We start from the raw sequence: 23,889 nt of genomic DNA, 5'->3' as shown, positions 1-23,889 counted from the left end.
GATGGCGAGACATCCGTCACATCCCGCTCGACCGCCTAAAGATTGTGCATTGCGCCCCGCTGGCGGGCGGTTCGCGCTGCGCTATCCTTCCTTCCATGGCACGCGACCCCCTTCTGACCTTCACCGACCGCGGGATCTTCTGCCCCGCGGGCGATTTCTACATTGACCCGTGGCGGCCGGTGGAGCGTGCACTCATCACCCACGGCCATTCGGACCATGCCCGATCCGGCCACGGCGCCTATCTGGCGACGGAGGGCTCCGCCCCGGTGATCCGCTACCGGCTGGGCGACATCCGCCTCAAGACGATCCGCTACGGCGAGACCCGGCGGATCGGTGGCGTCACGGTCTCGTTCCATCCGGCGGGCCATGTGCCGGGCTCGGCGCAGATCCGTGTCGAGCGGGACGGCGAGGTCTGGGTGGTCTCGGGCGATTACAAGGTGGCCGAGGACGGGCTGTCGGAGCCGTTCGAGCCGGTGGCCTGCCACAGCTTCATCTCGGAATGTACCTTCGGCCTGCCGGTCTTCCGCTGGAAGCCGCAGGCCGAGCTTGCGGCCCAGCTGAACCGCTGGTGGGCGGCGAATGCCGCCGAGGGGCGCACGTCGATCGTGGGCGCCTATACGCTCGGCAAGGCGCAGCGGCTTCTGGTCTCGGCCGATCTCTCCATCGGCCCGATCCTGACCCATGGCGCGGTGGAAGCCACCACCGCCGTCCTGCGCGAGCAGGGGCTGGCGCTGCCGCCCACCACCTATGTGGCGCCCGGCATCGACGGCACGTCGCACCCGGGGGCACTGGTGATCGCGCCGCCCTCGGCACTCGGCACCCCCTGGGCCACGCGCTTCGGCCCCTCGGCCGAGGCTTTCGCCTCGGGCTGGATGGCGCTGCGCGGCGTCCGCCGCCGCCGCGGCCTCGCGCAGGGCTTCGTCATGTCCGACCATGCCGACTGGGACGGGCTCAATGCCGCGATCCGCGCCACGGGGGCCGAGCGGATCTTCGTCACCCACGGCTACACCGCCATCTTCCGCCGCTGGCTCGAGGATCAGGGGTTCGAAGCGGGCATCGTCGCCACGGAATATGAGGGCGAGAGCCTCGATGCCGCCGAAGCCGAGGCGGGTCCGCTGATCGAACCCGACGCAGGCGTGGCGGCCGTGGCCGAGGAGGACGGGACGGCAGCCGATCCGGCCACGGACGGGTCGGAGCCCGCCGAGGGCAAGCGCAGGCGCCCGGCAGCGGGGGACGCCCCGACATGAAGCGGTTCGCGGCCCTCTTCGACCTGCTCGACCGCACGACGCGCACCTCCGCGAAGGTGGCGGCGCTCGCCGACTATTTCCGCACCGCGCCCGAGGAGGACCGGGTCTGGACCATCGGCCTCCTCTCGGGCCGCCGCCCCAAGCGGGCGGTGAACACGACCGAACTGCGCAGCTGGGCGGCCGAGGCATCGGGCCTGCCGGTCTGGCTCGCCGAGGAGGTCCATCCAATCGTGGGCGATCTGGCCGAGACGATCTCGCTCCTCCTGCCCGAGCCTAGCCAGACCAGCGACCGCACGCTCGACGGGTGGATGCGCGAGCTGGTTTCCCTCACAGGCCGCCCGGCCGAGGTGCGCCGGGCCGCCATCCTCGACGCCTGGGACAGGCTCAGCACGCCCGAGCGGTTCCTCTTCAACAAGCTCATCACCGGCGGTTTCCGCATGGGCGTGAGCCAGGGGCTGATGACGCGCGCGCTGGCGCAGGCGACCGGTGTCGACGAGGCGGTGCTGGCGCACCGGCTGATGGGCGACTGGAAGCCCAGCCGGATCGGCTTCGAGACGCTGATCGGCGCACACGATCCCGAGGCCGATGCCTCGAAGCCCTATCCGTTCGCGCTCGCCTCGCCGGTCGAGGAGGTGGCGGCGCTGGGAGATCCCGCCGACTGGCTTGCGGAATGGAAATGGGATGGCATCCGCGGCCAGCTCGTGAACCGCGCGGGCGCCTTCGCACTCTGGTCGCGCGGCGAGGAACTGGTGACGGACCGTTTCCCGGATCTCGCTCCGCTCCGGGATTTCCTGCCCCCCGGTCTCGTGATCGATGCCGAGGTGCTGGCCTGGGGCGGCGAGGGTCCCCTGCCCTTCGCCGCGCTCCAGAAGCGGATCGGCCGCCTGACCGTGCCAAAGAAGATCCTCGCCGAGGCGCCCGCGCATCTGCTGGCCTACGATCTTCTGGAGGAAAACGGCGAGGATCTGCGCGCGGCCCCGCTCGCGCACCGTCGCGCCCGGCTCGAGGCGGTGCTGTCAGCCCTGCCCCCGGGCGTGCCGATCTCGCCCTCGCCGCTGGTGGCCTTCGACGACTGGGAGACGCTGGGCGAGATCCGCGCCACGGCGCGCGAGAAGATCGCCGAGGGGCTGATGCTGAAGCGCGCCTCCTCGCCCTATTTCGTCGGCCGCAAGCGCGGCGACTGGTGGAAATGGAAGCTCGATCCCTATACGGTCGATGCGGTCATGCTCTATGCCCAGCAGGGCGCGGGCCGCCGCGCCACCCTCTTCACCGACTTCACCTTCGGCGTGCGCGACGGCGACGATCTCGTGCCCTTCACCAAGGCCTATTCCGGCCTCACCGATGCCGAGTTCCGCCAGATCACCGACTGGGTGCGGAAGAACACGCTGGAGCGGTTCGGACCCGTCCGGCGCGTCCCGCCCGAGCTGGTCTTCGAGCTGGCCTTCGAGGGCATTCAGGCCAGCCCCCGCCACAAGTCCGGCATCGCGCTCCGCTTCCCGCGCATGGTGCGCTGGCGGAAGGACAAACCCGCAGCCGAGATCGACACGCTCGAAAGCCTGCGCGAACTGCTCGCAGCGACGGGCGGGGCGGCCCCATGAGAGGGTCGCCCGATCGGAGCCGGATGCCCTGGTGCGCGACGGCAGGCCCGCAGACTTTGGGCGCCCGGACGCGCGCCGGCAGCGCCCGAAGGCGGACGGGAGATCCCCGCCCCGCTTGAACTTCCGCGCCCGCCACGCCACCTTGCCAGTCATAGAATGTAAGGAGTTCCCATGACGCTGCCCCTGCCCCGCCCGGTCTTCGACGCCAACGCCAGCGCCGGGGGCCTCGGGAACCTGCCCGACTGGGATCTGCGCGACCTCTATCCCACCCCGGACGGTCCGGAATTCCGCGACGACATGGCCTGGCTCAAGGAGGCCTGTGCAGGCTTCGCCGCCAGCTACGAGGGCAAGCTTGCGAGCCTCGATGCGGCGGGCCTCCTCGCCTGCATCGAAGCCTACGAGAAGATCGACATCGTGGCCGGGCGGCTCATGTCCTACGCCGGCCTGCGCTATTACCAGAACACGATGGACAGCGAGCGCGCCAAGTTCATGGCCGACGCGCAGGACAAGGTGACCGACTACACGACCGCGCTCGTCTTCTTCAGCCTCGAGTTCAACCGGCTGGAGGATGCCCATCTCGAAGCCCGTCTGGCCGAGAGCGCGGCGCTCGCCCGCTACAAGCCCGTCTTCGACCGGATGCGCGCCATGCGCCCGCACCAGCTTTCGGACGAGCTGGAACGCTTCCTCCACGACGAATCGACCGTCGGCGCCGCCGCCTGGAACCGTCTCTTCGACGAGACGATGGCGGGCCTCACCTTCACGCTCGAGGGCGAGGAGCTGAACCTCGAATCCACCCTGAACCTGCTGACCGACCCCGAGCGGCCGCGCCGCGAGGCCGCCGCCCGCGCTCTGGCCGAGGTCTTCGGCCGCAACATCAAGCTCTTCGCGCGGGTGCACAACACGCTCGCGAAGGAGAAGGAGATCCACGACCGGTGGCGCAAGATGCCCACGCCGCAATACGGCCGGCACCTCGCGAACCATGTCGAGCCCGAAGTGGTCGAGGCGCTGCGCAATGCGGTGGTCGCGGCCTATCCCAAGCTCTCGCACCGCTACTACCGGCTGAAGGCCAAATGGCTGGGCCTCGACAAACTGCAGGTCTGGGACCGCAACGCCCCGCTGCCCACCGAAACGCCGCGGCTCGTGGGCTGGGACGAGGCGCAGTCGACGGTGATGGAGGCCTATTCCGCCTTCGATCCGCGGATGGCCGAGATCGCGAAACCCTTCTTCGAAAAGGGCTGGATCGATGCGGGCGTGAAGCCCGGCAAGGCGCCCGGCGCCTTCGCCCATCCGACCGTGACGACCGTCCATCCCTATGTGATGCTGAACTATCTCGGCAAGCCGCGCGACGTGATGACGCTCGCGCATGAGCTCGGCCACGGCGTCCATCAGGTGCTGGCGGCGGGACAGGGCGAACTCCTCTCCTCGACGCCGCTCACGCTGGCCGAGACGGCGAGCGTCTTCGGCGAGATGCTGACCTTCCGCCGGCTCCTCGATGCGGCCAGAACCCCGGCCGAGCGCAAGACGCTGCTCGCCGGCAAGGTCGAGGACATGATCAACACGGTCGTGCGCCAGATCGCCTTCTACGATTTCGAGTGCAAGCTGCACGAGGCGCGCCGGCAGGGCGAGCTCACGCCCGAGGACATCAATGCCCTCTGGATGAGCGTGCAGGCCGAAAGCCTCGGCGATGCGTTCGAGTTCATGGAGGGCTACGAGACCTTCTGGTCCTACGTTCCGCATTTCGTCCATTCGCCCTTCTACGTCTATGCCTATGCCTTCGGCGACGGGCTGGTGAATGCGCTCTATGCCGTCTATGCCGAGGGCACTCCGGGCTTTCAGGACAAGTATTTCGAGATGCTCTCGGCGGGCGGCTCCAAGCATCACAAGGAGCTTCTCGCCCCCTTCGGCCTCGATGCGAGCGACCCGACCTTCTGGGACAAGGGGTTGAGCATGATCGCAGGCTTCATCGACGAGCTCGAAGCCATGGACGATTGACGCCCGGGACCGATTGTTAGCATCCTGTGCGGGGCCTGGCCCCGCACTATTTTCGTTTGGAGTTTTCTTATGGGTCATTCCGCCATGCCACAGAACCAGAGCGACCGGCTGAAGCCGAAAGGGTCGGGCGACGGCCCCCTCGGCACCGCGCTCGGCCGGGGGGCGGGCGTCGCCTCCGACCTCTGGCGGCGGATCCGCACCCGGGCCCTCTCGGCCATCGGCCCCGAGGCCGAGGCGCAGCTCTACGAGGTACACAAGGAGTGGCTCGGCGATCTGTCCGGCAAGAAGGTGCTGGAGATCGGCGGGGGCTCGCCGCTGAGCCCGTGGCTGGCGGACACGGCCCGCACCTATCACGCGGTCTCGGCCGATCCGGCAGAGCTCGAGGCGCTGAAGGTCCGGCTCGGCGAGGGTCGGACGGCGCGGCTGATCGAGGCCGATCCGATGTCCGGCGCCTTCCGCGAGACGGGCTATGACGTGATCTATCTCCATTCCGTGCTGCACAGGATGGCCGACCGCGGCCCGTTTCTCGACCGGCTCCTGAAGAAGCTTGCCATCGAGGGGCGTGTGGTGACCACCGATCCGGCCGACGGCGGCGCGCTGACGCGGCTCGTGCGGACCATCGACCGGCCCTTCCGGGCCGAGAGCCTGCCCGATCATCCGGTGACCGAAGAGCTGAAGGCCGAGCTCGCCGAGCGGTTCTACCTCATCAACTGCGTGGCGCCCTTCCGTCTGGGCAAGGCCGCGCTGGTGCTGGGCGCCCTTCATCCCGAGCTGGGCCGTCGCGTCTCCGAGCGTCTGATCGCGGCGGATCTGAAGGACCGCGCCGCCTTCAACCGGCTGAACGCGAGCCTGCAGGTGAGCTTCCTTCTCGGCGCCCCGGACTGACACCGGGAGCGCCTGCCGGAGCTTCCTCGCCGGCACCCCGGACCGACACAAGCCGCCCACCTGCCGGGGACTGCCTCCTCGTCGGCCCGGAACGACACCGTGCCGACCCTGCCGGGGGCTGCCTCCTCGGCGGCCCGGACCTTACAGAGCCGTGTCGCTCGACCGCGTATCGGTCTCCCACCGAGGATGGCCGCACCATATCAAGACAGAAGTCATCCGCGAGCCCTTAGGGCCCCGCCTATGGGCAAGACAGCCTTCCGGCAGGAGCCGCCTGTGGGGACGGCCCCGGAAGACCCCGCTTGTAACGGAAGAGTCCCCGGAAGACCCTGCCTCTGTGAGACGCGGCCTCCGTGACACACCTAGGGGGCCGGCTGTCTGGTCCAGAAGGTGGAGCGCAGGAAAGACGCAACGTCGCCGGGTCCGCCGCGGAAGGTGCGCCCAAATCCCTCGGGTCCAGGAGCAAAAACGTACCCGACTCCCCCGGGTTCGCGAACGGAAGCCGCGCCAAAGCAAAGGCCGGGCGGGTGCCCGGCCTTTGCTCCGATACATCGCCCGCGTCAGGCGGGGATCGTCATGCCCTTCGACCGCGCCAGCTCGCGCATCTTGGCCTGAAGCTTCTCGAAGGCGCGGACCTCGATCTGGCGGATCCGCTCGCGGCTGACGCCGTAGCCCTCGGACAGCTCCTCGAGCGTCACCGGATCGTCGGTCAGGCGGCGCTGCACGAGAATGTCCTTCTCGCGGTCGTTCAGGACCGACATCGACTGCGCCAGAAGCTCGCGCCGGATCTCGAGCTCGTCGCGCTCGGCATAATCCGCCGCCTGGTCGCTGTCTTCATCCTCGAGCCAGTCCTGCCACTGGGTCGAGCCCTCGCCGTCCGAGCCGATGGTCGCGTTCAGCGACGCGTCCGACCCCGACAGGCGGCGGTTCATGTCGATGACCTCGGTCTCGGACACGCCGAGATCCTTGGCGATCTGGGCCACGTTCTCGGGCCGCAGGTCGCCCTCCTCGAGCGCGCCGAGCTTGGCCTTGGCCTTGCGCAGGTTGAAGAACAGCTTCTTCTGCGCCGAGGTGGTGCCGAGCTTCACGAGGCTCCAGGACCGCAGGATATATTCCTGGATCGAGGCGCGGATCCACCACATCGCATAGGTGGCCAGCCGGAAGCCCTTCTCGGGGTCGAAGCGCTTCACCGCCTGCATCAGGCCCACGTTCGCCTCGGAGATCACCTCGGCCTGCGGCAGGCCGTAGCCCCGGTAGCCCATGGCGATCTTGGCCGCGAGGCGCAGGTGCGAGGTGACCAGCTTGTGCGCGGCCCGATTGTCCTGATGGTCGACCCAGCGCTTGGCCAGCATGTATTCCTCTTCGGGCTCCAGCAGGGGGAACTTGCGGATTTCCTGCATGTAGCGGTTGAGGCCCTGTTCGGGACTCGGAGCGGGAAGGCTGGTGTAAGTGCTCATTCGTTGACCCCCTCTGACGTCTGCCGGCGTTCCGGCGACGCACGTTCCGTTCCGTCCGGCAGCGACGTCAGCGCTACCATGGACGTTTTAACGAGAGATGTTCAAGGAACCGTCGCGATGCCAGATTTGTTGCGGAATTTCACGCGAATGTAATCCGGCGTTACCCTTGCATCCGCGGCAGGAGAGACAGGAGGCTCGCCATATCCGCGGGCAAGGGGCTCTCGAAGCTCAGCTCCTCGCCGCTCACCGGATGGCGGAAGCCGAGGCTCGCCGCATGGAGCGCCTGCCGGGGGAAGGCTTCCGCCGCCGCCGCGGCCTCGGCCCCCAGTGCCTTCGGCGAGAGCTTGCGCCTGCCGCCATAGGTCTGGTCGCCGATCAGCCCGTGGCCCGCATGGGCCATATGCACCCGGATCTGGTGCGTGCGCCCCGTCTCGAGCCGGCATTCGACGAGCGCCAGCACCGACGGCATGCCGAACCGCTCGAGCAGCCGCGCCCGGGTCACGGCATGACGCCCGCCCTCGAAGGTGACCGCCTGCCGTTGCCGGTCGGTGCGGTGGCGGGCGAGGCCGGTGGCGATCCGCAGCACGCCGCCCGGCTCGAAGCTCGTGCCGCGCACGCCGCGCAGCCGCGGGTCCGAGACCTCGGGCACGCCATGCACCAGCGCGAGATAGCGCCGCTCGACCGTATGCGCCTCGAACTGCGCCGCAAGGCCCTGATGCGCGCGGTCGGTCTTGGCCACCACGAGAAGCCCCGACGTGTCCTTGTCGATCCGGTGGACGATGCCGGGGCGCTTCTCCCCGCCGATGCCCGAGAGGCTCTCGCCGCAATGGTGGAGAAGCGCATTGACCAGCGTCCCCGTCCACTGACCGGGCGCGGGATGGACCACCATCCCCACCGGCTTGTCGATGACGATGAGGTCTTCGTCCTCCCACACGACCGAGAGCGGGATCGCCTCGGGGCGGGCCTCCACCTCGGCCGGCGCATCGAGCGCGATCTCGTAGACCTGCCCCTCGGCGACCTTCGCCTTCGGATCCGTCACGGGCGCGCCCTCGAGCCGCACCGCGCCCTCGCCAATCAGCTTCATCAGCCGCGAGCGCGACAGCGCGGCCTCCTCTGGCGCCTCGCGCACGAGCGCCTTATCAAGACGGTCGGGAGGATCCTCTCCGATCGTGATGCTCAGTTTGCCCCCGTGGGGCGGAAGGATGGCCATGCAGCAGGCTCCGCAACCGGAAGGGCGGCTCCCGCCCAGCCTCAGGTTTCTCAAGGGGCTGGTCATCGTGCTGATGCTGACCCTGATCGTGGGCGTCATAACGGTGGTTTCGGTGATTGTCACCCGTATGCCCACGAGCCTCGCCACCGCCGACCTCGCGCTGCCCGAGAGCCTCGCGCTGCCGGAGGGCACCCGCGCCGAGGCCTTCACCCAGGGGCGCGACTGGCTGGGCGTGGTGACGGAGGACGGCCGGATCCTGATCTTCGAGCGCGACGGCCGCCTGCGCCAGGAGGTGAAGCTCGCTCCCGCGCAGCCCTGATGCCGGCCGGGGCCACCGGCCCCCGCCTCTCCCCCTGCCGGATTTGCCCATGCGCCCGCCCTGGCTCGCCCCCCTTCCGCCCGCGGCCCTCCAGCAGGAGGTCGCCCGTCAGGCCGCGATCCTGCGGCGCGAGGCCTTCGTGCGCTTCCCCGCCATGGCGCTGGCCTTCGCCGTCTCGATGCTCTTCCTGCCGGGCTGGATCGTCTGGACCTGCGTCCTGCTCTCGGCCCTGGGCGAGATCGTCACGAACCACCTCGACGCCTGCCCGGCGCGGATCACCGAAAGGTGGCGCCACCCCGCCTACATCCTCTCCGCCTTCCTGCTCCAGTGCGCCTTCGTGACGCCGCCCGCGCTGATGTGGCATCTCGAGAACCCCTATGTGAAGGCCTTCGCCATCGGGTTCATGGTCTGCTCGATGATGCATGTGGCGACGGTGCGGTCGATCCACCTGCCGATGGGACTGGCGGGCGGCAGCGCCATCGCGCTCTTCACGCTGGCCTCGAACACGCTCTACTGGCTGCCGCGGCACGATCTTGCGGCGCTGGGGCTCACCACCCTCTGCGCGCTGGTGGCGCTGGCCTATTCGCTGGCGGCCATCCTCATGACCTACCGGCTGCATCGCGAGGCGGCCGCCGGGCGGGCCGAGGCGCTCGCGGCCAATGCGACGAAGGACCGGTTCCTCGCGCAGATGAGCCACGAGCTGCGCACGCCCCTCAATGCGATCCTCGGCATCGGCCATGCCGAACTGCGGGGCGCGTCCGATCCGGTCAGCCGCGACCGTCTGGGCGTGCTGATCCGCTCGGCCGAGGGGCTTTCGACGATGCTCGACGACATCCTCGACATGTCGGCGGTCCAGCAGGGCCGGATGCCGGTGCGGCCGCAGACCGTCTCGCCGCGCGAGGAGATCGTGGCCAGCGTCGAGCTGTTCCGCCCTCTGGTCGAGGAGACGGGCGTGGCGCTCGAGCTCGTGCTGGGCGATCTGCCGAAGCGCGCGCGGCTCGATCCGCAGCGCCTGCGCCAGTGCCTGTCGAACCTCCTGTCGAACGCGCTGAAGCACACGCAGGAGGGCCGCATCCGGGTCGAGGCCCGGATCGAGGGCGCGGGGCCGCGCCCGCTTCTCCGCATCGAGGTGAGCGACACGGGCGACGGGATCCTTCGGGAAGAGGCGGAAGCCATCTTCGATCCGTTCATGCCCACGGGCAACGGGCGCCTTGCGGGCAACGGGCTCGGCCTCTCGATCAGCCGGGCGCTCGCGCGGCAGATGGGCGGCGATCTGCGGCTTCTGGCGCAGCCGGGGCCGGGCGCGCGGTTCGCGCTGACCATCGCGCTCCAGACCGTCGAGGCGCCCGCCTCCGCGCCCGCCGCACCGCGGGCCGAACACCGGCTCGGCGGACGGCGCGTCCTCGTGGTCGATGACATATCCACGAACCGGCTGGTCGCGGCCGCCTATCTCCAGCTCTTCGGCGTCCGCACGATCGAGGCCCAGAGCGGGCCCGAGGCGCTGGCCCTCCTCGAACGCGAGCCGGTGGATCTGGTGCTGCTCGACATGAACATGCCCGGCATGGACGGGCTCGAGACCCTGCGGCGGATCCGGGCGATGCCCGGCCCCGCGGCGAGCCTGCCGGTCGTGGCCATGACCGCCGATGCGACCGAGGAACAGCGCGACATGTATCTCGGCGCGGGCCTCACCGGCTATGTGGCCAAGCCCGTCACCCCCGACCGGATGTCGGCCGAACTCAGCCGCGTGCTGGGACTCGCGCATCCCGACGAGAGCTGAGAGCCGAGAGCCGAGAGCCGAGAGCCGAGAGCCGAGAGCCGAGAGCCGAGAGCCGAGAGCCGAGAGCCGAGAGCCGAGAGCCGTCTCGGTCCCGGGATACTGGTTCCATGTCAACCCATTGTCCCGCGACCCTCACAGGAGGTCTCAGCCCGCCCGGCCGGCTTGCGCGCGGCGCTCCTGCATCCAGATCCGGCTCCCCAGACCCACCGCTGCGCAGACGGCAGCGCCGATCGCCTCTCCTGCCGCCGTGTGGAGGCCCGCGTAGCGGCCCGCACCCGGATGGCAGGCGAGCGCCACGCAGTCGGTGCCGGTGCCGGTGGCGCGGCCCGTGGGCAGGACGAGCCCCGCCTCCAGCACCGAAGCCGTCCGCGCCTCGACGGCAATCGACAGGGCCTCGAGCTGCGCCGCCTCCGACAGCTCCGCCTCGACCGCCACAAGGAGGTTGATCGTGCCGAGCGCCCGCTCAGGCACCAGCCTCCGCCCCACCGCCTCGGCATTGCCGAGCCCGACGGTCGCCAGACAGGCGGCGCGAAGCCCCTCGGCCGAAGCCTCCGCCAGATGATGCCGGTCGAGCGTGCGCGAGGTGAGCATCCCCACCGCCGCCCCCAGATCGCGCCCCGCCATCTCGGCGGCCAGCCAGCGCTCGGCATCGAAGCCCGGCGCGAGCTCCGCATCGCGCACCTCCCGCCAGACGACCCGATCCGCGATCACCAGTCCCGGACGGTGCGGCGCCCAGCTCAGCACCCGCATCGGCCCGGGCAGGCGCGCCACGAGCCACGGCCGCTCCAGCGCGACCTCGATCACCGGGTGACGCCCAAGGGCTGGAACACCGGCCCGTCGGGCGTGTCGGCGTAATAGGCGCGCACCCCGAAGACCTCGGCCAGATTGGCCGCGGTCAGCACGACGCCGGGCGGCCCGTCCGCCACCAGTCGCCCGCGCGCGATCAGGAGAAGCCGCGTGCAGTGCCGCGCGGCAAGGCCCAGATCGTGGATCGAGGCCACCACCGCGCGTCCCTCCGCCGCAAGGCTCTGGAACACCTGCATCGTGCGGATCTGGCTTTCGGGATCGAGCCCCGCCACCGGTTCGTCGGCAAGAAGGAGCGGCGCCTCCTGCGCCAGCGTGCGCGCGATCAGCACCCGCGCCTGCTCGCCGCCCGACAGGGCCGTCGCGATGCGGTGGCGGTAGCCCGCCAGCCCCATCCGGTCGAGCGCGCGCGTGACCGCCTCGCGGTCGGCGGCGGTGACGCGGCGCCCGGCATGGGGAACGCGGCCCAGCATCACCAGCGTCTCGACATCCACCGGCCAGGCGATCTCGCGCGCCTGCGGCAGGAAGGCCGCCGCCCGCGCCCGCGCCCGGGGCGCAAGGCCCGCGAGGCTGCTCTTGCCCGCCGAGGGCAGAAGGCCCATCGCCGCGCGCAGAAGCGAGGTCTTGCCCGCCCCGTTCGGCCCGATCAGGCCCAGCACCTCGCCCGGCTCCACCGTGAAGGTGACATGATCCACCACCGGACAGTCGCCCCGGCGCACGGTCAGATTGTCGAGCGCGAGCAGGCTCATGCCTCCACCCTCCGCATCCGCCAGATGAGATGGAGGAAGAAGGGCGAGCCCACGATCGCCGTCAGCACCCCGAGCTTGAGATCCCGGTCGGGCGCGATGACCCGCACCGCGACATCGGCCGCGAGCAGCATGGCCGCGCCCCCCAGCGCCGCGGCGGGCAGCAGCCGCGACGGGCGCGCCCCCACCAGCGGCCGCAGGATATGGGGCACCACGAGCCCCACGAAGCCCACCGCTCCCGCCACCGCGACCGCCGCCCCCACCGAAAGCGCCGTGCCGAGGATCAGCAGCAGGCGCACCCGGCCGAGCCGCACGCCCAGCGCCTCGGCCGCATCCTCGCCGAGCGTGAGCGCATCGAGCCCGCGGCCGAGCGTCAGAAGCAGCGCCGAGCCCGCCAGCATGAAGGGCAGCGCCAGCGCCACATGGGTCATCGACCGGTCGGCGAGCGAGCCCATCATCCAGAAGACGATCTCCATCGCGGCGAAGGGATTGGGCGAGAGGTTGAGGATCAGCGCCACGCCCGCCGCGGCCAGCGCCGAGATGGCGACCCCGGCGAGGATCAGCGCGAGCGCTCCGCCGCGCGGCCCCGCAAGGCCGAGGATCAGAAGCACCGAGATCGCCGCGCCCGCCAGCGCCGCAAGCGGCAGCGCCAGCGTGAAGCTTGCGGCGAGCCCGGTCTGGAGCGCGATGACCGCGCCCAGAGCGGCGGATGAAGACACGCCCACAAGCCCCGGTTCTGCAAGCGGATTTCTCAGGAACCCCTGCATCGCCGCCCCCGAGATTCCCAGCACCGCCCCCACCGTCAGCCCGAGGATCGCACGCGGCAGGCGGATCTCGCGCATCACCAGCACGACCGCCTCGCCCTGACCCGTGACGAGGGCCTGGAGCGACTCGCCTAAGCCGAGTGCCGCAGGGCCCACGAGGAGCGACAGAAGGAACAGCAGGGCCACCAGAAGCGCCAGCGCCAGAAGAAGGAGGGAATATCTCACCGCGGCCCGTCCAGTTCCGTCAGCCGGACTTCGGCGAGGCTCCGCCGCGCCGCGCCCATCACCTCGAGCGCCTGCAGCACGGCGGGCGTGCCGCAGATCCAGCCGCCGTCGGACACTTCGACCGAGCCCGCTTCCTCGCGCACCGCCTGCAGCGCGGGATGGTCCAGAAGTTCCTCGGCCCGCGAGGCGCCGGGATAGGGCGAGGAGGTCACGATCATCTGGGGCTGCGCCATCACCAGCCGCTCGAGCGGAAGGTCGCCCCCGCCGTCGAGCCCGAGCTCGGCCGCGACATTGGAAAAGCCGGTATGGCGCAGGATGGCGTCGGCGAGCGTACCCGAACCCGTGGTATAGCCCCGCGGGTAATAGAGCGCCGCCCGCACGGGCGGCAGATCCACCCTGAGACGGGCGAGGTCCGCCTCGAACTCGGCCACCAGTTCTTCGGCCCGCGCCTCGCGCCCGAGCGCCCGGCCCACCGTGCGCAGCTGGTCGGGAATGTCGGCGAAGGCATTGGCGGGCGGCAGCTCGATCACCTCGATCCCGAGCCTGCGCAGCAGATCGACAGTCTGCCGCGCCGTGAAGGTGCCTGCCAGCACCAGATCAGGGCGCATGAGGAACACCTCTTCGGCCTGCCCCCGGTTCGCCGGATAGGCGCGCGCCTCCTCGACCATGGCCGAGATCTGCGGCTCGGTGGCAAGATGGGACACCGAGAGAAGCTGTCCCGGCGCCGCGAGCATCATGGCAAGCTGATCGGTGCAGAGATTGATCGACACCACCCGCCGCGGCGCCTCGGCCACGGCGGGAGCGGCGGCGGCAAGCGTGGCCGCCAGCAGCAGGGCGAGGCGCCTAGAAGCGCGCACGCAGGCCCGCAAAGATCGAACGCCCCGGTTGGGCATAGCCGCGCACCGTCTGATACTCCTCGTCGAACAGGTTCTCGACCCGGACATAGGCCTCGGCCCGGTCGTTCAGATCGTAGCTAACCGTCGCATTCACCACCGTCCAGTCATCGAGCGGGGCATCGGGTTGCAGGTAGCCGGTCGTATCCATCACATCCGCGATATGCTGCACCGTGAGGATCCCGCGGGTGCGGTCGGCGATCTGCCCCTCGAGGCCCAGCACGAGGTCGTGCCGCGGCACGCGGACGGCCCGGGTCTCGGTGCCGTTCGCCTCGTCGGAGGCGTCGGTGTAGGTGTAGCTGCCGAAGAGCTCCCACTCCGACCCGAGCGGCGCGCGCGCCGACAGCTCGATCCCCTGGCTATGCGTCTCGCCGTCCAGCTGATCGTAGCAGCCCCAGGGCGAGGCGCAGAAGTCGGCGCCGTCCAGATAGACGATGCGGTCGGTGACATCGGTCTTGAAGAGCGTCGCCTGAACGGTCGCACCGCTGCCGAACCGCTTCTCGAGGCCGAGCTCGTAGCTGCGGCTCGATTCCGGCCCGAGGCGGTCGGATCCTTCGGGACCGAACCGTTCGTAGAGCGACGGCGCGCGGAAGCCGGTTCCGGCCACGCCGCGCAGGATCAGGTCGTCGGCCAGCCGCCAGGCCAGCGCCACGCGCCCGGTGGTCTTGCCGTCGAAGTCGGACGGGTCGTCACGACGCGCCGCGAGCGACAGATCGAGATCGGGCGAGAGCGCGAGGCGCGCCTCGCCGAAGACGGAGTCGGTGGTGAGATCGCCCTCATCCGTGTCGCTGCTGAAGCTCTCCTTCGTGCGCTCAGCCCCGAACGAGAGGCTCGCCAGCCCCACCTCGACCGTCCCGAGGTAGGAGAGCGCGCGCCGTTCGCCCTCGTAGACTTCGATATAGCCGCCGGGATATTCCCGGCGCGTGTCGGTAGCGGCATAGGCGAGCACGCTCTGCACCTGGCCGAGGGTGAGATCCGCAAAGATCCTGCCGCCTCTCAGCCGGCTGAGCGCCCGGTCGTCCGTGTCGACGATCCCGCCCGCGCCGGGGCCGTCGATGTCGAGATCGGAGTCGCGCGCGATGAAGGCGGCCCCGATCCGCAGGTCCTCGGTCAGGTCGTAGGCACCGGAGAGGGCGTAGAAGGTGGTATCGAACCCGTCGCGCTCGGTGCCCGAGGCGGCCTGCGAGATCCCGTCCGAGACGGTGCGGGCCACGCTGAAGGCCAGCTCGCCGCGCTCGGTCAGAAGGCCTGTGGAGAGGCCGCCGGTGAAGGTGCGGTTGCTGCCGCCCTCGAGCGACAGCTGCCCGCTGACGCCCGGATCGCGCGGCCGGTAGGTGGCGATGTCGATGACGCCCGCCACGGCTTCCGAGCCGTAGATCGCGGATTGCGACCCGCGCAGCACCTCGATCCGGTCGATGCCGCCGGCGGTGAGCGAGCCGAAGTCGAACTCGGATTTGGTTCCGGACGCGTCCGCCACGTCGATGCCGTCGATCCGCACCGCCTGATAGGCGCTGCCCAGCCCGCGGATCCGGAGCGTCGTCGTGGCGCCGAGCCCGCCGTTCCGCGTGTAGGACACGCCCGGCAGGCGCGCGAGCAGGTCGCTCACCGAGATCTCGCCCGTGGCCTGCATGTCCTCGGCGGTGACCACATCCACCGTGGCGCCGGTGCGGCTGGTTTCGGTGGCGACGAGACTCGGCGAGACGAGGATCTCGTCGAGAGCGATGTCCTGAGCCTGCAGCGGGGCTGCGGCCATGAGGGTGAGGAGCGAGGCGGCTGTCTTCTTCATCTGTCCCTTCCGTCCGGGCGACCCCCGGATCCGACCTGCAATGTCCTTGGAAAGGGTATGCCCCTCCGCCGACGGTGACCGTCACCTGAAGCGGATGGTCCGCCTCCCGCACGCGCCCCGCGCGCAGGAAAGGGTGATCGCTCCGGCAGGTCTCCTGACTTGCGGGTCGCAGCTCGGACCGGCCTTCCCGGGACATCCCAGTGGCGCCGTCGGTCGTCGCTCGCCGCCTACAGTTGCGGGGGCAGCCGCGGAGTTGGGGAGATCTCCCCGCACCGCGTTCCCTTTTCATCCGGCCATCACGCCGGAACCGAAGCCGTTCCTCAATATGACAAGTGACGGCCCTGTCAAGCGGCGGTGCCGCGGCGGGTTGGCCGCCCCTTGCGGAAAGCCGCGAAAAAAGGACTGGACCGGATGCGACTCTCCACCGTAGCATGAGGGGAAAAAAGCAGGAGGAAAGACATGTTCCGCAGCTTCGGCGCCGAGGATGCCACCGGGCTCGCGGCCCTCGTGGCCCGCCGCGACACATCGCCCGAGGAGCTTCTCGATGCGGCCCTCGACGCGGTTGCGGCTGTCAACCCTGCGCTCAATGCCGTCGTGCTGGTGCAGGAGGAGACCGCGCGGCGGAGCATCGCTCGGGGCCTGCCGCACGGGCCCTTCCGCGGCGTGCCCTTCCTGCTCAAGGATCTCGGATGCGAGGCGGTGGACTTCCCCTCGCACAACGGCTCGCGGCTGCTGGCGGATACGCGCTATCCGCGCGATTCGGCGATCTTCGAGCGGATCCGGGCCACGGGCGTCGTGACCTTCGGGCGGACCACCTCGCCCGAGGGCGGCATCGGGCCTGCCACGGAATCGGCCGTCTACGGCGGGCCCACCCGCAACCCGTGGAACCTCGAGCATACGTCGGGCGGCTCCTCGGGCGGTGCGGGCGCGGCGGTGGCCGCGGGCATCGTGGCCATGGCGCATGGCTCGGACGGGGGCGGATCGGTCCGCATCCCCGCCTCCTCCTGCGGGCTCTTCGGGATGAAGCCCACCCGCGCGCGCCTGCCTGACGGCCCCTATGCGGGCGAGGGCTGGGCGGGCATGGCCATCGACGGATTCCTCACCCGGTCGGTCCGCGACACGGCCCACATGCTCGACGCCTGCGCGGGCGCCGATCCCGGCGCGCCCTACTGGGCGCCGCCGCTCCTGCGCGGCCATGCGGATGCGATCGGCCGCCCGCCGCGGCGGCTGCGCGTGGGGATCTGCGACACGACCTTCACCGGCGCGCCCATCCACCCGGAGGTGCGGGCCGCGGTCGAGGCGGCGGGACGGCTGCTCGAGAGCCTGGGCCATACGGTCAGCCCCTGCCTGCCCCGCGCCGATGTGGCGATGATGATGGAGGCCTGGACCGACATCGTGGCCTGCGGCACGGCGCTCGGCATCCGCAAGGCGCTGAAGGGCCGCGCGCCCGAGGGGCTGGTCGAGCCGGTCTCGCTCGGCGCGATGCGGCGCGCGGCCGAGATCCCGGGCGAGCGCTATCTCGAGGCGGTGGGCCAGATCCATGCCTTCGGCCGCCAGATGGCCGCGGTCTTCGACCCGGAGACGGGAGAGGGCATCGACATCCTCCTGTCGGCCACTCTGGCCGAACCGCCGGCGCGCGTCGGCCGGTTCGCGCACGGGACGGAGGGCGTCTTCGCCTATTCCCCCTTCACCGCCGTCTTCAACGCCTCGGGCCAGCCCGCGGCCTCGCTGCCCCTCGGCATGAGCGCCGGGGGCCTGCCGATCGGCGTCCATCTCGCGGCCCGCTTCGGCGCCGATGAGGAGCTGATCGCGCTCTGCGCAGAAATCGAGCGGGCGGCGCCGTGGATCGGGCGCAGGCCTGCCCCTTTGGTCGAAAGGCTGCGCGCGCCGTTGATTTCGCGCCCGGGCGCCGCCTAACCTCAAGCCACACCCGATGGGAGGCCGTCCTTGAGCGAACCCGATGCCGTCGAAGCCCGCCATGTCGTCAAGGCCTTCGGACAGGGAGAGGTGGCCGTCCGCGCGCTGGACGATGTCTCGGTGGGGATCCGGCGGAGCGAGTTCTTCACCCTGCTCGGCCCCTCGGGCTGCGGCAAGACCACGCTTCTGCGGCTGATCGCGGGGTTCGAGGCGCCGACCTCCGGCGCGATCCTGCTCGACGGGCGCGACATCACCGCCCTGCCGCCGAACCGCCGGCCGATCAACACGGTCTTCCAGAGCTACGCGCTGTTTCCGCATCTGACGGTGGCCGAGAACGTGGGCTTCGGCCTCCGGATGCAGGGCAAGCCGCGCGCCGAGATCGAGACGGTGACGGCGCGGATGCTGGCGCTCGTCCGGCTCAAGGCGCTGGCGCAGCGCAAGGTGGCGCAGCTGTCGGGCGGGCAGCAGCAGCGGGTGGCGCTGGCCCGGGCGCTCGCGCCGCAGCCGCGGGTGCTCCTGCTCGACGAGCCGCTCTCGGCGCTCGATCTGAAGCTTCGCAAGGAGATGCAGATCGAGCTGAAGCGGCTCCAGCACGAGACGGGCATCACCTTCGTCTTCGTGACCCACGATCAGGAGGAGGCGCTGACCATGTCGGACCGGATCGGGGTGATGAGCGCGGGCCGGATCCTGCAGATCGGCCCGCCGCGCGAGATCTACACGCGCCCGGCCAACCGCTTCGTGGCGAGCTTCATCGGCGAGACGAATTTCCTGCCGGCGCGCCATGCGGGCGGGCGGGTCACGCTCGATGCGGGCGGAGAGCTCGCGGTCGAAGGCGGGCCCGAGGGGCGGGTGACGGTCGCCGTGCGCCCCGAGCAGGTGCGCCTCGTGGCCCCCGACGAGCCGGGCGCCCTGCCCGCCACGATCCGCGATCTGGTCTATTTCGGAACCGACACCCACTGCCACTTGGCCCTCGCCGACGGGACCGAGGTGGTGGCGCGCCTGCAGAGCAGCGCCTCGGGCGATCCGGGGCTCGCCCCCGGCCAGCCCGCGGGCCTGCGCTTTGCACCGGGCGCCGTGCAGCTGCTGGGGGACTGACATGGGGGCAAAGACCAAGCGCGCGCGGACGGGCTGGCTTCTGTCGGCCCCGGCCCTCGTGATCCTCCTCCTTGCCGCGTCGGGGCCGCTGCTGGTGGTGCTGGTCTACAGCTTTCTCGTGAAGGGCCAGTATGGCGGCGTGATCTGGACCTTCTCGACCGAGGCCTGGTTCGAGGTGCTCTTCACCCGCGACATCTTCTCGGACGAAGTGACGCTCGCCGACGCCCACCTCGCGATCTTCTGGCGCTCGGTGAAACTGTCCCTGATGACGACGGCCATCACCTTCGCCGTGGGCTTTCCCACCGCCTGGTTCATCGCGACCCGGCCGCCGAACCGGCGGGCGCTCTGGCTCTTCCTCATCACCATCCCGTTCTGGACCAACCTGCTGATCCGCACCTTCGCCATCAACGAGGTGATCCGCAACGAGGGCATCCTGAACACGCTGATGATCCGTGCGGGCCTGATCGAGCGGCCGATCCAGATCCTCTATACCGACACGGCGGTGCTGATCGGGATGGCCTATGTCTACCTGCCGCTCATGGTGCTGCCGCTCTTCGCCGCGATCGACCGGTTCGACATGCGACTGCTCGAGGCGGCTTACGACCTCTATGCGAGCCGCTGGCAGGTGCTGCGGCGGATCATCCTGCCGCTGGTGAAGCCCGGGATCGTCGCGGGCTCGATCCTCGTCTTCGTCCCCTCGCTCGGCGCCTATGTCACGCCGCGGGTGCTGGGCGGCGGCAAGAACATGATGATCGGCAATTTCATCGAGCTGCAGTTCGGACAGGGCCGCAACTGGCCGCTCGGCGCCGCGCTCTCGATGCTGCTTCTGGCCATCGTGATGGTGGCGCTTCTGGTCTATGTCCGCGCCGCGGGCCGGGGGACCGGCCATGGGTAAGAGCTTCGACGTGACGAGCCTGCCCGGCGTGACCTTCGTGGCGGGCTTGGCCTTCCTCGCGCTCTACGCGCCGATCTTCACTCTGGTGGCCTATTCCTTCAACGATGCCAATGCCATCTCGATCTGGGGCGGCTTCTCGTTCCGCTGGTACGAGGCCGCCTGGGCCAACCGGGAGGTGCAGGCGGCCACCGCGCGCTCGCTCGTCATCGCCGCGAGCGCCTCGGTCATCGCCACGTCGGCGGCCACCATGGCGGCCCTCGGCACCACGAGGCGGGGCGCCTTCCGCGGCCAGACCTTCATCTATGTGGCGATCAACCAGCCGCTGATGGTGCCCGAGATCGTGACCGCCGTGGCCCTCCTCATCGTCTTCGCGACCGTCAAGGTCGCCACCGGCTATTCGGGGCTCGGCTATCTGATCCTCGCCCATTCCGCCTTCTGCATCCCCTTCGCCTATCTGCCGATCCGGGCCCGGCTCGAGGGGATGGACCTCAGCCTCGAGACGGCGGCGGCGGATCTCTATGCCAATCCTTGGCAGACCTTCCGCCATGTCACCCTGCCGCTGATGGCGCCGGGCATCGTGGCGGGCGCGATGCTGGCCTTCGTCATCTCGCTCGACGATGTGGTCATCACCGAATTCGTGAAATCCGCCGGGCAGGATACGCTGCCCACCTACATGCTGGGCCAGATGCGCCGGGCGATCACGCCCGAGGTCAATGCGATCTCGACCGCCCTCCTCGGCCTCACCGTGGCGCTGCTGACCGTCTTCTTCCTACTGACCCGAAAGCGGGAGTGAACCCGCGCTTCCAACAAGGAGAGACCGATGAGACATCTCGCAGCCGCAGCCCTGCTGCTCGCCTCGACCAGCCTCGCGGGGGCGGCGGAGCTGAACCTCTACAACTGGGGCAACTACACGAGCGCCGAGCTGCTCGCGAAGTTCGAGAAGGAGACCGGCATCAAGGTCACGGTCACCGATTACGACAGCAACGACACGGCGCTGGCCAAGATCGAGGCGGGGGGCCACGGCTTCGACCTCGTGGTGCCCTCGGCCAACTATGTGGGCATCTTCCGCGACAAGGGCCTTCTGACCGAGCTCGACCTCTCGAAGATCCCGAACCACGCCAACATCGCCCCCGAATGGGCGGACGTGGCCTGGGATCCCGGCCGCGCGTATTCGGTGCCGTGGCGGTGGGGCACGACCGCGATCTCGGTGAATACGGCCGTCTACAAGGGCGACATCAACACCTCGGCGGTCTGGCTGGAGGTGCCGGACGAGCTGAAGGGCAAGGTCAATGTCGTGCCCGAGATGAACGACGTGGTGGCGCTGGCCACGATGTATGCGGGCGGCGAGCCCTGCTCGGAGGATCTCGAGGTGCTGAAGAAGGCGCGCGACCTGCTGATCGCGGCCAAGCCCGACTGGATCTCGATGGATTACGGCGCGACGGAGAAACTGTCGAACAACGACTGGGCGGCCTCGGTCAACTGGTCGGGCTCGTCGATGCGGGCGCGGCTGGCCAACCCGGACGTGGCCTATGGCTACCCCAAGGAGGGCTTCATCACCTTCATGGATTCCGTGGCCCTGCTGCGGGATGCGAAGAATGTGGAAGAGGCCTACAAGTTCCTGAACTTCATCCTCGAGCCCGAGAATGCCGCCATGATCTCGGCCTTCGCGCGCTACTCGCCGGGTGTCGCCGGCGCGGCGGACTTCCTGCCCGAGGACATGAAGACCGCCCCCGAGGTGGTGATCCCGCCCGAGTTCGCCGACAAGGGCATCTTCCTGCCGGCCTGCAGCCCGAAGGCGCAGGAATATATCACCGCGATCTGGACCGAGCTTCAGAAGTGACCCTGACCGGCGGGGCCTGCCCCCGCCGGATCGATTCGTGCCGGGGCGCCGGCCCGCGCATCAGGAGGGCTGAGCCCTGCTCCCTGCGGCCATATGCCCTACTCCCTAGGACGCAGCACCCCTCTGCACCCCACCTCCGGGCGGGGGAGCGGCGGCGTGATCGGTCCGTCACAGACCCTCCCAATTCCACGTAATAACGATCAGGAGACCGGCTTTCCCGTCCGGCCTCCCGCGGAAGATGTGTAAGATCGCCCCTAGAGATTGCCGTCATTTTATAACGGGACGAGATTTATGGATCTGAGCATTTTCAAGAACGCCCGGGCGAAGCCCGTTCCGCGCCCCGCTCCTGCGGGCGCCGCGAGCGGCCTTCACGACCCGCTCGCACCCACCATCTTCCACGAGGCCTGGTGGCTCGACGCCTCCGCCCCGGACGGCTGGTCGGAGACGCTGGTGCGGGCCGACAACCGCATCGTGGGCCGGCTGCCCTACATGATCCTGCGCAAGCCCTTCGGCCAGACCTCCTGCGAGATGCCGAAATTCGCGCATTTCCTCGGGCCGGCGGTGGCGCCGGGCCCCGGCGCCCGGGCCAACCGCGCGCTGAAGGAGGCGCAGATCGTGCGCGAGCTGCACGAACAGCTGCCGCCGACCGGCAATCTCTACATGCGGATGCACCGGGGCGTGACCGACACGATGGTCCATGCCGAGGCCGGGCTGCACATGCTGGTCAACTTCACCTTCGAGATCGCGCCCGGCTGCGAGCAGGCGATCTGGGCCGGGATGCGCGACAAGACCCGCAACATCATCCGCCGCGCGCAGGAGAAGCACTGCGTGAGCGACACGCTCGACCCGCGCGACTTCGCCGCCTGCTACCGGCGCAATGTGGATGAGGCCGGCCACGAGAGCTACTACGAGACGGACGAGATCGTGCGCGTCTGCACCGCGGCGCTCGAGCGCGGCCGCGGGCGCATCCTCTCGGCCACGGGACCGGATGGCGGCCTTGCAGCGGCGATCTTCACCATCTGGGACGCGACCTCCTGCTACTATCTGCTCGCCACCCGCTCGCGGGGCGAGGATCACGGCGCGACGAGCCTCCTCCTCTGGGAAGCGATCCGCCATGCCAACCGGATGGGGCTGATCTTCGATTTCGACGGCCTCTACACCCGCGGCAACCGGGTGTTCTTCACCGGCTTCGGCGGCACCGTCCATCCGCGCTACGTCGTCTGCGGCAGCACCCGCACCTACCGGGCGACGGCGGCGCTCTCGAAGGCCCTGAGCCGGCTCCGCCGCCCCTGACGGCAGACCAGATCCGCGTAGAGAGAAAGGGCGGCCCCGCGGGACCGCCCTTGCCCTTCAGACGGGACGTCCGGTCACTCGACCCGGATCTCGGCCGTGGGGCGCGGCGTGCCTGCCGTCTCGGCCGGCAGCACCGGCAGCGTGACCGGCGGCATGGTCCCCGTGAGGCTCTCGAGGAAGGCCACGACCTGCCCCACCTCCTGATCGCTCATCGTCTCGCCGAGCTGGCTCTCGGCCATGATCGTGACGGCGGTCTTCAGGTCCCACACCTTGCCCGAGTGGAAGTAGGGCGCCGTGACCGCCACGTTGCGCAGCGGCGCCGCCCGGAAGACATATTCGTCGTCCACCGTGGCCGTCACCGCGAAACGGCCCTTGTCGCCCTCGGGCAGGATGTCCGCGCCGGGCTTCTCGATCAGGCCGAACGGATAGTAGCCGTGCCCGCCCACGTTCACGCCCGAGTGGCAGGTCGAGCAGCCCTTGTCGATGAAGAGATCGAGTCCCGCCCGCTGATCCTCGGTCAGGGCCGCATCGTCGCCGTTCAGGAAGGCGTCGAAGGGCGCAGGCGTGATGAGCGTCGCCTCGAAGGCCTCGATGGCCTTGGCCATGTTGTCGAAGCTGGTGGGCTCCGGCTCGCCCGGGAAGGCGGCGGCGAACCAGTCGACATATTGCGGCAGGGATTTCAGCGTCACCTCGACCTGCCCGGGCGTGTTCGCCATCTCGACGCCCGCCTGCACCGGCCCCTTGGCCTGCGCCTTCAGGTCGTCGGCCCGCCCGTCCCAGAACTGCGCCTCGTTCAGCACCGCATTGAGCACGGTGGGCGCGTTCCGCGGCCCCTTCTGCCAGCCGTGGCCGATCGAGGTCTCGAGGTTGTCGTCGCCGCCCGTGGTGAGGTTGTGGCAGGAATAGCAGGAGAAGACGCCCGAGGCCGACAGACGCGGATCGAAGAAGAGCGCCTTGCCGAGCTCGATCTTCTCCGGGGTGATGCGGTTGTCCTTCACGGCCGGAACCGTCGAGGGCAGCGGGGCAAAATATCCCAGAGCCTTGTCCCGGAGGGCGTCGGCCTGAGCCGCGCCGGCGAGGGCCGTCGTCGCGATCAGGACGGTGAGGGTCAGGCGCATGGTCGGTCTCCTGTGCAATCGATACGCATTG

Annotated in this window: 20 protein-coding genes and 1 riboswitch; of the genes, 12 read left to right on the top strand and 8 right to left on the bottom strand. The window is 69.8% G+C overall.

Annotation, left to right across the window (positions count from 1 at the left end; genetic code table 11):
- Window positions 1–95: 95 nt before the first annotated feature.
- From RSP_RS05150 to RSP_RS05135, 4 genes are all read left to right on the top strand, one after another.
- A complete protein-coding gene (locus tag RSP_RS05150) occupies window positions 96–1,247 on the top strand; it encodes a ligase-associated DNA damage response exonuclease (protein WP_011337473.1) in 1,152 nt (383 codons plus the stop codon).
- On the top strand, window positions 1,244–2,845 hold the full coding sequence (locus RSP_RS05145) for an ATP-dependent DNA ligase (RefSeq protein ID WP_011337472.1): 1,602 nt from the start codon (window positions 1,244–1,246) through the stop codon (window positions 2,843–2,845). The genes RSP_RS05150 and RSP_RS05145 overlap by 4 nt, the downstream gene beginning before the upstream one ends.
- A 171-nt stretch (window positions 2,846–3,016) precedes the next feature.
- Window positions 3,017–4,837, top strand: coding sequence for a M3 family oligoendopeptidase (locus RSP_RS05140; RefSeq protein ID WP_011337471.1), 1,821 nt, complete (start codon window positions 3,017–3,019; stop codon window positions 4,835–4,837).
- A gap of 69 nt (window positions 4,838–4,906) precedes the next feature.
- The gene (locus RSP_RS05135) at window positions 4,907–5,722 is read left to right on the top strand and encodes a class I SAM-dependent methyltransferase (protein ID WP_002719565.1); all 816 of its coding nucleotides are present in this window, start codon (window positions 4,907–4,909) and stop codon (window positions 5,720–5,722) included.
- Window positions 5,723–6,279: 557 nt separating this feature from the next.
- Here RSP_RS05135 and rpoH read toward each other — a convergent pair.
- Together rpoH and RSP_RS05125 are read right to left on the bottom strand one after the other, a co-directional pair.
- The gene (gene rpoH, locus RSP_RS05130; protein ID WP_002719564.1) at window positions 6,280–7,176 is read right to left on the bottom strand and encodes an RNA polymerase sigma factor RpoH; all 897 of its coding nucleotides are present in this window, start codon (window positions 7,174–7,176) and stop codon (window positions 6,280–6,282) included.
- Between the two features lie 160 nt (window positions 7,177–7,336).
- The gene (locus tag RSP_RS05125; protein WP_011337469.1) at window positions 7,337–8,386 is read right to left on the bottom strand and encodes an RluA family pseudouridine synthase; all 1,050 of its coding nucleotides are present in this window, start codon (window positions 8,384–8,386) and stop codon (window positions 7,337–7,339) included.
- On the opposite strand from RSP_RS05125, the gene RSP_RS05120 reads away from it, so the two are divergent.
- Window positions 8,385–8,705 carry a DUF6476 family protein gene (locus tag RSP_RS05120; RefSeq protein ID WP_002719562.1) on the top strand — a complete coding sequence of 107 codons (321 nt, stop codon included), beginning with the start codon at window positions 8,385–8,387 and terminating at the stop codon, window positions 8,703–8,705. The two genes, RSP_RS05125 and RSP_RS05120, sit on opposite strands and share 2 nt — an antisense overlap.
- A gap of 49 nt (window positions 8,706–8,754) precedes the next feature.
- On the top strand, window positions 8,755–10,482 hold the full coding sequence (locus tag RSP_RS05115; protein ID WP_011840784.1) for a response regulator: 1,728 nt from the start codon (window positions 8,755–8,757) through the stop codon (window positions 10,480–10,482).
- Between the two features lie 144 nt (window positions 10,483–10,626).
- On the opposite strand, the gene cbiZ is transcribed toward RSP_RS05115, so the two are convergent.
- The 5 genes from cbiZ to RSP_RS05090 are packed head-to-tail and all read right to left on the bottom strand — an operon-like array spanning window position 10,627 to window position 15,700.
- Window positions 10,627–11,286 (bottom strand): adenosylcobinamide amidohydrolase CbiZ, encoded by a 660-nt coding sequence (cbiZ, locus tag RSP_RS05110; protein WP_011337466.1) that lies wholly within the window; start codon window positions 11,284–11,286, stop codon window positions 10,627–10,629.
- Window positions 11,283–12,035, bottom strand: a complete 753-nt coding sequence (locus RSP_RS05105; RefSeq protein WP_002719559.1) for an ABC transporter ATP-binding protein — start codon at window positions 12,033–12,035, stop codon at window positions 11,283–11,285. The genes cbiZ and RSP_RS05105 overlap by 4 nt, the downstream gene beginning before the upstream one ends.
- The gene (locus tag RSP_RS05100; protein ID WP_002719558.1) at window positions 12,032–13,021 is read right to left on the bottom strand and encodes a FecCD family ABC transporter permease; all 990 of its coding nucleotides are present in this window, start codon (window positions 13,019–13,021) and stop codon (window positions 12,032–12,034) included. The genes RSP_RS05105 and RSP_RS05100 overlap by 4 nt, the downstream gene beginning before the upstream one ends.
- Window positions 13,018–13,878 (bottom strand): ABC transporter substrate-binding protein, encoded by an 861-nt coding sequence (locus tag RSP_RS05095; RefSeq protein WP_011337465.1) that lies wholly within the window; start codon window positions 13,876–13,878, stop codon window positions 13,018–13,020. The genes RSP_RS05100 and RSP_RS05095 overlap by 4 nt, the downstream gene beginning before the upstream one ends.
- Window positions 13,865–15,700, bottom strand: a complete 1,836-nt coding sequence (locus tag RSP_RS05090; protein WP_011337464.1) for a TonB-dependent receptor plug domain-containing protein — start codon at window positions 15,698–15,700, stop codon at window positions 13,865–13,867. Before RSP_RS05090 ends, RSP_RS05095 begins: the two co-directional genes overlap by 14 nt.
- Window positions 15,701–15,827: 127 nt before the next feature.
- A riboswitch (cobalamin riboswitch) is annotated at window positions 15,828–16,027 on the bottom strand.
- 132 nt (window positions 16,028–16,159) lie between these two features.
- On the opposite strand from RSP_RS05090, the gene RSP_RS05085 reads away from it, so the two are divergent.
- The 6 genes from RSP_RS05085 (at window position 16,160) to RSP_RS05060 (ending at window position 22,740) form a co-directional block, all read left to right on the top strand.
- On the top strand, window positions 16,160–17,617 hold the full coding sequence (locus RSP_RS05085) for an amidase (protein ID WP_011337463.1): 1,458 nt from the start codon (window positions 16,160–16,162) through the stop codon (window positions 17,615–17,617).
- Between the two features lie 30 nt (window positions 17,618–17,647).
- Window positions 17,648–18,712, top strand: a complete 1,065-nt coding sequence (locus RSP_RS05080; RefSeq protein WP_017140151.1) for an ABC transporter ATP-binding protein — start codon at window positions 17,648–17,650, stop codon at window positions 18,710–18,712.
- A 1-nt stretch (window position 18,713) separates the two neighbouring features.
- Entirely contained in the window at window positions 18,714–19,607 is an 894-nt protein-coding gene (locus RSP_RS05075; RefSeq protein WP_011337461.1) for an ABC transporter permease, read from the top strand.
- On the top strand, window positions 19,600–20,400 hold the full coding sequence (locus tag RSP_RS05070; RefSeq protein ID WP_011337460.1) for an ABC transporter permease: 801 nt from the start codon (window positions 19,600–19,602) through the stop codon (window positions 20,398–20,400). The genes RSP_RS05075 and RSP_RS05070 overlap by 8 nt, the downstream gene beginning before the upstream one ends.
- 27 nt (window positions 20,401–20,427) lie before the next feature.
- The gene (locus RSP_RS05065; protein WP_011337459.1) at window positions 20,428–21,447 is read left to right on the top strand and encodes an extracellular solute-binding protein; all 1,020 of its coding nucleotides are present in this window, start codon (window positions 20,428–20,430) and stop codon (window positions 21,445–21,447) included.
- A gap of 291 nt (window positions 21,448–21,738) precedes the next feature.
- Complete coding sequence (locus RSP_RS05060; RefSeq protein WP_011337458.1) at window positions 21,739–22,740, top strand: GNAT family N-acetyltransferase; 1,002 nt, start codon at window positions 21,739–21,741, stop codon at window positions 22,738–22,740.
- A 74-nt stretch (window positions 22,741–22,814) separates the two neighbouring features.
- On the opposite strand, the gene RSP_RS05055 is transcribed toward RSP_RS05060, so the two are convergent.
- Window positions 22,815–23,858 carry a cytochrome-c peroxidase gene (locus tag RSP_RS05055; protein WP_002719549.1) on the bottom strand — a complete coding sequence of 348 codons (1,044 nt, stop codon included), beginning with the start codon at window positions 23,856–23,858 and terminating at the stop codon, window positions 22,815–22,817.
- Window positions 23,859–23,889: the final 31 nt, after the last annotated feature.

It is taken from the genome of Cereibacter sphaeroides 2.4.1 (genome assembly GCF_000012905.2).
Lineage (GTDB): Bacteria > Pseudomonadota > Alphaproteobacteria > Rhodobacterales > Rhodobacteraceae > Cereibacter_A > Cereibacter_A sphaeroides.
The sequence above is the reverse complement of the archived record's forward strand: the minus strand, read 5'-3'. Positions and strand labels throughout refer to the sequence as shown.